The sequence below is a fragment of the Thiocapsa sp. genome (assembly GCF_022340925.1).
Classification (GTDB): Bacteria; Pseudomonadota; Gammaproteobacteria; order Chromatiales; family Chromatiaceae; genus Thiocapsa.
On the sequence record NZ_JAJDNA010000127.1, the window covers coordinates 1 to 6,701 of the forward strand.

General features: G+C 69.3%; 3 protein-coding genes. 2 read left to right on the forward strand and 1 reads right to left on the reverse strand.

Annotated features, from left to right (window positions below; all coding sequences use genetic code 11):
* On the reverse strand, positions 1 to 641 hold a 641-nt coding region (locus tag LJE61_RS14765; RefSeq protein ID WP_296918828.1), incomplete at its 3' end, for an ATP-binding cassette domain-containing protein.
* Between the two features lie 310 nt (positions 642 to 951).
* Here LJE61_RS14765 and LJE61_RS14770 point away from each other — a divergent pair.
* Together LJE61_RS14770 and LJE61_RS14775 are read left to right on the forward strand one after the other, a co-directional pair.
* Positions 952 to 5,613 (forward strand): Lhr family helicase, encoded by a 4,662-nt coding sequence (locus LJE61_RS14770; protein WP_296912121.1) that lies wholly within the window; start codon positions 952 to 954, stop codon positions 5,611 to 5,613.
* Between the two features lie 314 nt (positions 5,614 to 5,927).
* Positions 5,928 to 6,368, forward strand: a complete 441-nt coding sequence (locus LJE61_RS14775) for a host attachment protein (protein ID WP_296918830.1) — start codon at positions 5,928 to 5,930, stop codon at positions 6,366 to 6,368.
* The last annotated feature ends 333 nt before the right edge of the window (positions 6,369 to 6,701 follow it).

Consider the following 6,701-nt stretch of genomic DNA (forward strand, 5'->3'; position numbering starts at 1 on the left):
AGGGCCACAAGCTCCTGCTGCATGTCTCGGCGGATCAGGGGATCGAGTGCCGAGAACGCCTCGTCCATGAGCAGCACGTCCGGCTCGACCGCCAGTGCACGGGCCAACCCGACGCGTTGCTGCATCCCCCCCGAGAGCTGCTCCGGCGAGGCTGCATCCCAGCCCTCCAGACCGACCTGTTTTAACGCGCCCAGTGCCCTCTCGGCCCGCTCGTCGGCGGCGATGCCCTGGATCTCCAGTCCGAGCTCGACGTTCTCGCGGACGGTGCGGTGGGGAAACAGGGCGAAGTGCTGGAAGACCATGCCGTACTTGGCGCGGCGCAGATCCAGGAGCTCCCGGTGGCCGAGCGGCACGATGTCCTGACCATCGAGCAGGATCTGCCCGGCGGTCGGCTCGCTGAGCCGGTTGAGACAGCGGATGAGGCTGGACTTGCCGCTGCCCGAGAGGCCCATGACCACCAGGGTCTCGCCCTCGAGGACGTCGAAGCTGGCGTCGGCCACGCCGACCGCCAGACCCGTCTTCTCGAAGATGGCCTGTTTGGTCTCCCCTCGGCGCAACAACGCCAGGGCCTCCTTCGGCTCTTCACCGAAGACCTTGGTTAGACCGCGCACGGCGATCTTGACGGATTGTTCTGAGGGCATGGCCCTGGCGGTCCTGAAGACGACTGGATGTGCGACGGCCCAGGGGGCTCGCAGCTTGATTTGCGGCGGGTGACGCCGCGTGTCCCGATCGACCGGCAGGGCGAGCCTGTGAATCCGGCGGGCATTGGGACGACGTCTCGTGCCGGCCGCCGCGGGATCGTCCCGCCGCGGCCGGCATAGGGCCCTTACCCTAACAGTCGCCCGTTGTGGGTCGCAACCCCCCAGCCGGACCCAGGCGGTTCATGTACCGCAGCTGCCATGCCGTCCGGCCGCAGTCGAAGATCCGATCGATCCACCCCATCTGCTCCGAATGGAGAGCTTCAGCCCCGCCGCGCGCCGCTGGTTCAGCCAGAGCTTCGACGCACCGACCGAGGTCCAGACCCGCGGCTGGGCGGCGATCGCGGCGGGCCGCCATGCTTTGATCACTGCGCCGACCGGAAGCGGCAAGACACTGGCGGCCTTCCTGTGGGCGATCGATCGTCTGATGCACGAGAGGGAGGCCGACGGCGACGACGCGGCGCCTTCAGGGGGCAGCGAGCGCGCGCGACCCGCATCGTCGGGTGTCCGCGTGCTGTATGTCTCGCCACTCAAGGCGTTGGTTTACGACATCGAGCGTAACCTGCGTGCGCCACTCGCCGGGATTGCGCGTGCGGCCGAGGCGATGGGCACGCCGGTGGGCCTCCCGCGGGTGGGTGTCCGCACTGGAGATACGTCGCAGAAGGCGCGTCGGCAGCAGCTCGAGGAGCCGCCGGAGATCCTGGTGACCACGCCCGAGTCGCTCTACCTGCTGCTGGGCTCGAGGGCGGCGGCGCATCTGGCCGGCGTCCACACCCTGATCGTCGACGAGGTCCACGCACTCGCGCCGACCAAGCGGGGCGCGCATCTGGCCCTGTCGCTGGAGCGCCTGGCCGAGCGCTGCGCGAGCGATCCACAACGGGTCGGGCTCTCGGCGACCGTGCGTCCCCTGGCGGAGGCAGCGCTCTATCTCGGGGGCGACCGGCCTGTCGAGATCGTGGACGCGGCCGCACCGCCTAGGCTGGATCTGCGGATCCAGGTGCCGGTGCCCGACATGGAGCACCCGCCGCAGACCTTGGTGCCGGAGCCGGACGGGGGCTCCATCCTGAGCGAGCTTTACAGCCGCGCCGTGGCCCGACCGCCGGCCGAGAAAGGGATGTGGTCGGCGATCCATCCGGCCCTGCTCGAGGAGATCCGCGCGCATCGCTCGACCATCGTCTTCGTCAACAGCCGCGGGCTATGCGAGCGACTGTGTCAGCGGCTCAACGCGCTTGACGAGGCGGACCCGGACCCGGACGCCCAGCCGCAGGACGAGCGACCCGTCCTGGCGCGTGCCCATCACGGCAGCGTGAGCCACGAGCAGCGGACCCGGATCGAGGAGGGGCTCAAGCGCGGCGACCTCAAGGCCATCGTCGCCACCAGCTCGCTCGAGATGGGCATCGACATGGGCGGAGTGGACCAGGTGCTCCTGGTCGAGTCGCCCGGCTCCGTGGCACGCGGGCTGCAGCGGGTCGGACGCTCTGGGCATGGTGTCGGGCAGGTGAGCACCGGGCGCATCTTCCCCAAGTTTCGTGGCGATCTGCTGGAGTGCGCGGTGATCGGCATGCGCATGCTGGCCGGCGAGCTGGAGCCCTTCCGGATGCCGCGCAACGCGTTGGATATCCTGGCCCAGCAGATCGCGGCCCATTGTGTCGAGAGCGAGCGATCGGTCGCCCATCTGCACCGCCTGGTGAGCCGGGCCGGTCCCTACCGCGAGCTCTCGCGGGCGGCCCTGGAGGCGGTGCTGGACATGCTGTCGGGAGGCTACCCGTCGAGCGATTTTGCCGACCTGAAACCACTCCTTGTCTGGGACCGCGCCGCCGACATCCTGCGCGCGCGCAAGGGCGCCGCCATGGTCACCCGGCTGAACGGCGGGACCATCCCGGATCGCGGCAACTATGCGGTGCACCTGGGCGAGGAGGGGCCGCGTATCGGCGAGCTGGACGAGGAGATGGTCTTCGAGACCAGGGCCGGCGAGTGCGTCCTGCTCGGGGCCTCGACCTGGCGCGTCGATGCGATCACCCGCGACCGGGTCCTGGTGTCGCCGGCCCCCGGCGAGCCTGGCAAGCTGCCTTTCTGGAGGGGCGAAGGCCCGGGCCGGCCCGTGGAGCTGGGCCGGGCGATCGGGGCCTTCTGCAGGCAGGTCGGCGCGTTCCAGGCGGATCGGGCCACCGACTGGATCCTTGAGCAGACCCCGCTCGATCCCCTCGCGGCCGCCAACCTGGCCTCCTACATACAGGATCAGCGCGCGGCGACCGGACAGGTCCCCAGCGACCGGATCATCGTCGTCGAGCGCTTTCGCGACGACCTGGGCGACTGGCGGATCTGCATCCTGACCCCGTTCGGCGCGCGCATCCACGCGCCCTGGGCGATGGCCCTGCAATGGCATCTGGAACGCCGCGAGGGCTTCGAGATCCAGGTCATGTACACCGACGACGGGATCGTCCTGCGCTTCGCCGACGGGGAGATCCTCCCGGACGTCAACGACCTCCTGCCCGCACCGGAGGACCTCGATGAGCGGGTCACCGAGCAGCTGGCCGACACGGCGCTCTTCGCCTCCTTGTTCCGCGAGAACGCCGCGCGTGCTCTCCTGCTGCCGCGCCGCTCCGCGCGGGGCCGTCGCCCGCTCTGGGCGCAGCGGCTTAAGGCCCAGGGTCTGCTGGCGGTGGTGCGCCGTTATCCGTCCTTTCCGATCGTGCTCGAGACCTACAGGCAGGCGCTCGGCGACGTCTTCGATCTGTCCGGACTCAAGGACGTCCTGGCCGGCATCCGGGACCGCTCGATCCGGCTCCACGAGGTCGAGACCCAGAGCGCCTCGCCGTTCGCCCGCTCGCTGGTCTTCGCCTATGTGGCCGCCTACATCTACGAGCAGGATGCGCCGATCGCCGAACGCCGCGCCCAGGCCCTCACGCTGGACCGCGCGCTGCTCTCCGAGCTCCTCGGCCAGGCGGAGCTGCGCGAGCTGATCGACCCCGGCGTGCTCGGCGAGCTGGAGAGCGAGCTCCAGCATACGGCCGAGGATCGCAAGGCGCGCGACCTGGATGAGCTGCATGACCTGCTGCGACGCCTGGGTGATCTCACTGAGACCGAGCTGGCCGACCGGGCCGAGGTTGACCCCAAGGCCTGGTTGACAAGGCTCGCCGAGCAGCGCCGCGCCGTCTCCCTGCGGTTCGCCGAGGGCCCGCGCTGGATCGCGGCGGAGGATGCCGGGATCTATCGCGACGCGCTCGGGCTGGTCCCGCCGCCCGGCCTGCCCGATACCTTCCTCATGGTGACAGATGCACCGGTAGAGCTTCTCCTGCGGCGCTATGCCCGGACCCACGGCCCCTTCCCGACCCGGGAGCCCGCGCAGCGTTACGCGCTGCGACCCACGCAGCTCGAGCCCCTTCTGCGCCTTCTGGAGACCCGCGGCGAGCTGGTCCGGGGCGAGATCCGACCGCTCGGGTGCGAGCCCGAATGGTGCGACCCCGAGGTCCTGCGGCGTCTGCGCCGCCGCACCCTGGCCAGGGCCCGCGATGCGGTCGCCCCGGTCGATGCCGCAACGCTGGGGCGATTCCTGCCGGCCTGGCATGGGATCGGCGAGGAGCTGAGTGGGCCGGACCGCCTCATGGAGGCGGTGCTCCAACTGGAGGGCCTGACCGTCACCTGGTCCCAGCTCGACCGTGTGTTTTTGCCCGCGCGGGTTCCAGGGTACCGTTCCGAGGACCTCGACATGCTCGCGGCAACGGGTCAGATCGTCTGGGTCGGGCGTGGTGCGGCGGGTCCAAAGGACGGGCGGATCGCCCTCTACCGGCGCGGCAGCCCCGAGCTCCAGGTTGCCGGCGCCGGGACGGATCCGCGTCAGCCGCCAGCCGACAGCTCCCCCGCAGACCAAACGGGCAGGGCCGATCCGCGCCGCGTGTCCACCGAAGCCCCAGCCACCGTTCGATCCCCTGGCCCGGACGGCCCCGACGTCGGGGGCATCCTCGTCGATCACCTGCGCGCACACGGCGCCTCCTTTCTGATGGAGCTGATGCAGGCGGTCGGGCGTGCTGGGCTCAAGCTCGGCAAGGACGGCTTTGAGACAGGACTCTGGGATTTGGTCTGGGCGGGGCAGATCACCAACGATACCTTTGCGCCGTTGCGGTCGCTCGCCGGCGGGGGTGTGCGGCCGAGGCGCGCCCGGGGCCCGGCGCTGGCCGGGGGGCGTTGGTCCCTGGTCGCGGACCTGCAGACCGAGGCTGCCGAGACCGAACGCCTGCTGGCACGCGCCCGGATCCTCTTGGAACGTTATGGCGTCATCAGCCGCGAAGCGGTGCAGGCTGAAGCTATTCCGGGCGGATTCGGACCGCTCTATGGGGTGCTGAAACAGATGGAGGAAGCCGGGCAGGTGCGTCGCGGTTATTTCGTGGAGGGTCTGTCGGGCGCCCAGTTCGCCCTGAGCGGCGCGATCGAGCGTCTGCGCAGTGCACGGATCGACGAGGTTCCGATCGGCGGCTTCGGTGAGGACAGGCTCCGCATCCTCGCCGCGACCGACCCTGCCAATCCCTACGGTGCCCTCCTGTCCTGGCCCGACCCGGCCGGCGGTCCGCTTCCCAAACGCATCCAAGGCGCCTGTCTGATCCTGGTCGCCGGCAAACCGGTGCTCTATGTCGGCACCGGCGGACGCCAGCTGACGAGCTTCCCCTCCTCCATGAGTGAGGAGGGCGGCGAGCTGGGCATCGCCCTCGCGGCCTTGCATCGCATCCCTCACCTCGGCCGCAGGCGTCTCGCGATCCGTCAGATCGATGGACGACCCGCGCTCGAGTCCCCGCTCCGCGACCCCTTGGTTGCCGTCGGGTTCGAGCCTGACTATGACGCACTCGTCCCGACCCCCTGGCGCCAAGGCGGAATCGGCCGCGACCCCAACGCGATTGCCTGTGCCGGGCCGCGCCGCTGAGCCGACCGGCGTGCAACGCCGCGCCGTCGCGGCTTTCCACCCCCTTGGGAAGCGATGGACAATGCGGTGCTTCGAGCGGCATTTGGAGGCGCCGCCATGTTCAGTCGCCTGGGCGGCTGAGTGCCAAGGAACAGCGCGTCTGCGCTTTGCTATCCCCTGCCGATTGTTGGCCGAGATGGCCGACAATCGGCATCTCGTCAGCGGATGCACCGGCTGTCCGGAAAACCCAGGGGTGATGGGTATACTTGTATTGAGTCGACAGCTAATAGAAGTCCGGACGGGGACCCGATGGCACCATCCGTGGGAGGCAGACAATGAAGACCTGGGTGATCGTAGCGAGTGCCGCGCGTGCGCGAATCTTTGAAGGCGCCGGGGTGCAGACGCCCCTGCGTGAAGTGTCCGACTTGGTCAACCCGGATGATCGGCTCCATGCCCAGGAGCTGAAATCGGACAAACCCGGGCGGGCCTTCGATATCCACGGCGGCCACCGGCATGCCGTGGAGACGCCGGTGGATCCGAAGGAGCAGGCCGCGATTCGTTTCGCCAAGGATGTCGTTGAGACCCTCGAGGCCGGTCTGAACGAGGGGCGCTTCGACGCCCTCTATCTGATTGCGTCACCCCATTTTCTTGGTCTGCTGCGGGAGCACATCGGCGGCCCACTGGCCGGAACCGTCAAAGGGGACGTGGTCAAGGATCTGACGCGCGAGGACCCCGACGCCATCCAGGCCCACATTGCCGACCTGTTGAAGCGGTAAGCGCCTCGGGCGGAGGGGCCAGCGTCCGCGGTGGCGGCGATCTTCTCAGATGTCTGGCGCGGAGACCGGTTCGCGGTTTGGGGTCGCAGGTGACTGACGGGGGCGGTGATTCTTTCCGCGCATCGACTGGAGATTCAACCTGGCACCCTGTCTTCAGGGTACCGGAATGACCTTGAGCTTCGTGTCGGCCCGCCAGAATGTCACGATGACCTCGGGGGCGGTTCTCAGGGGTGAGCCCCTCGTCCGCCGCGGGAGGCAGGGACGAGCCGGGATCGCTTGGGGAGACGCTGAAGAATCGACCGATTGGCCCGATTTCAAGGAGGCATGATCGAT

Coding starts and splice junctions, on each gene's coding strand:
- LJE61_RS14770 (WP_296912121.1), top strand. CDS start 952: ATGGAGAGCTTCAGCCCCGCCGCGCGCCGCTGGTTCAGCCAGAGCTTC.
- LJE61_RS14775 (WP_296918830.1), top strand. CDS start 5,928: ATGAAGACCTGGGTGATCGTAGCGAGTGCCGCGCGTGCGCGAATCTTT.